Below are 2,050 nucleotides of genomic sequence, written 5' to 3'. Positions count from 1 at the left end.
TCAGGGGCAGTATCTGGATCGGGAGATTGGGCTGCACTACAACACGTTTCGGTTTTATGATCCGGATGTGGGGCGGTTTACGACCCGAGATCCGATAGCACTGACGGGTGGTCTGAACCTCTACCAGTACTCACCAAACCCTATTGGTTGGATTGACCCACTTGGTTGGGAAACCTGCCGACTGTCCAAGGTCGATAAAGCGAAGATGGGGCCTAAACCCAAGGCACACGAAATGACGAACCCGCATCGTCACCATATCGTGCGCGAAAAAGCGCCCAAGAATTGGACAGACAGTAACCGTCGTTATGTGACACATGCCCAGGGAATTCTGAAGAAATTCGGTATTGGTTTGAACGACGACCCCCGCAACTTTGTCTGGGCTCCCAACGGTAGCGGAAACCATACAATCGCAGCATCGAAAAAGGTCTCTGAAGCCCTTGCTATAGCCCGCAAAGGCGGTAAGAGCGAGGTAATTAAGACGTTACAATCCATGGGCAAAGAAATGAGAAAGGGAGTGTTTCTAGATGACTAGCCTAGAGAAAACATATGGTGAGGACGCCCCCCTTATTCGAGAACTTTATGCTCATATCGAATCCGGGGATCTTGCCTTTATACGTACCGAGTTAGCCAAACGCCCGCAGCTTATTCAGCCTCCTAGTTTGAATCTAGTCAGTTACCCTGGTCTCCTTCATCACGCTGCCGAATATAACCAACTTGCCATATGCCAATTGCTAGTTGAGCTGGGTATCGATATCAATCAACCCACCGTAGGCTCAGGAAATACGACGCCGCTAGCGGTGGCGGCCGAAAATGGGCACCTAGAAATCGTTCGATGGCTATTGGAGGCTGGTGCAGAGGTCGACGGTTCACCTCTCTCGGTGACATCGCCCCTGATAGCAGCCGTCACGTTCGGACAGGCTACGGCTGTTGATCTATTGCTGGAGCACCATGCAGACGTCAATCAACTGCACGCCAAATTCAACCGAACCGCCTTGGATCTAGCTCGATCTTGGAATTTCCCGAAGATAGCCGAACGCCTTGAAACACAGGGAGCTGTTTCTGCGATTGAAAAAGATGCCAACGAAGAATCAATTCCCGGCGCCCCTATAGTCAGCTTTGTTAGTGAAACAGCCGGCTGGGTGCTCCCTGAAAAAGTCACTCCCCAACTGCAAGGTGCGGGCGTGAAACTCAGAGTCAGTTGCATCGCCGATAAAAACGACTACAAGCTACTGTTCACCCTGGGGCTGTTTACGCAAAAGCCACGAACAGAACTTTTTATCTGCCTGCCTGGGAATTGGCGGATGCCCAGACAAGGCTTTGCTATCGAAAGTCCCTGGATGTTTCCTCAAGGCCTACTTTCTGAGCTTTCAAAACGTACCATGGAAAAGGCTCCTTTATCTGAGGGCCAAATCATATTGCGCTCAGAACCATGCTTAAGCTCGCTGGGCTGGCCAGCCGATATTGACGCGCTGGTTGTCGTGGACAAGATCTGGACTACAAATTCTGAGGTCGACCATCACGATGACTCGGTAAAGCTCTTCGTTTTGGTGCCACTTAAATTGCCGAAGAAAGGACCACCAGAAGGTACCGCCCTGGACACCCTTCTTGAGAAGAAACGTAAGGCCAGCTGGAAAAGCATTGCGCTAACCTCACCATTACAATTTTGATATGAGAAAACGGCATAGGAGCATGGGGCAATTTATTTAGCTTTCTAAATTGATTAGCCCCCTCCCCAAATGAGGCGCTCGACTTCGCCTACGATGCCCTCGGCCAACTGCTTTGCGAGCAGAGTTCGGCGGGCAACCTGCAACACCACTACGACGAACTCGGCAACCTGATCCAGACGCAGTTGCCCGACGGCCGTTGGCTCAACCGCCTGTACTACGGCAGTGGTCACCTGCACCAGATCAACCTCGACGGCCGCGTCATCAGCGACTTCGAGCGCGACCGCCTGCACCGTGACGGTCGAATGATCGAAAAGCGCAGCGCCCTACGCGACGTACAGCACTTTGCCTACGACGCAGAGCATCGCCTGATCGAGGTCCGCAGC

The 2,050-nt window shown here is 52.3% G+C and carries 2 protein-coding genes and 1 pseudogene; all 3 read left to right on the top strand.

Annotated elements, in window-relative coordinates:
• Positions 1–532, top strand: a 532-nt coding sequence (locus NTD80_RS22625) for an RHS repeat-associated core domain-containing protein (protein WP_262135076.1), incomplete at its 5' end; no start/stop codon positions are given.
• The gene (locus tag NTD80_RS22620; RefSeq protein ID WP_181643024.1) at positions 525–1,667 is read left to right on the top strand and encodes an ankyrin repeat domain-containing protein; all 1,143 of its coding nucleotides are present in this window, start codon (positions 525–527) and stop codon (positions 1,665–1,667) included. The genes NTD80_RS22625 and NTD80_RS22620, both read left to right, overlap by 8 nt.
• 71 nt (positions 1,668–1,738) lie before the next feature.
• Positions 1,739–2,050 (top strand): annotated as a pseudogene (locus NTD80_RS22615) (RHS repeat domain-containing protein); the annotation flags it as partial.

Source organism: Pseudomonas sp. 13B_2.1_Bac1 (assembly GCF_025466155.1).
Taxonomy (GTDB): Bacteria; Pseudomonadota; Gammaproteobacteria; order Pseudomonadales; family Pseudomonadaceae; genus Aquipseudomonas; species Aquipseudomonas aylmerensis.
The sequence above is the reverse complement of the archived record's forward strand: the minus strand, read 5'-3'. Positions and strand labels throughout refer to the sequence as shown.

What these genes read in the sequence shown, in the direction of transcription:
- NTD80_RS22620 (WP_181643024.1), top strand. Translation starts at nt 525, where the DNA reads ATGACTAGCCTAGAGAAAACATATGGTGAGGACGCCCCCCTTATTCGA.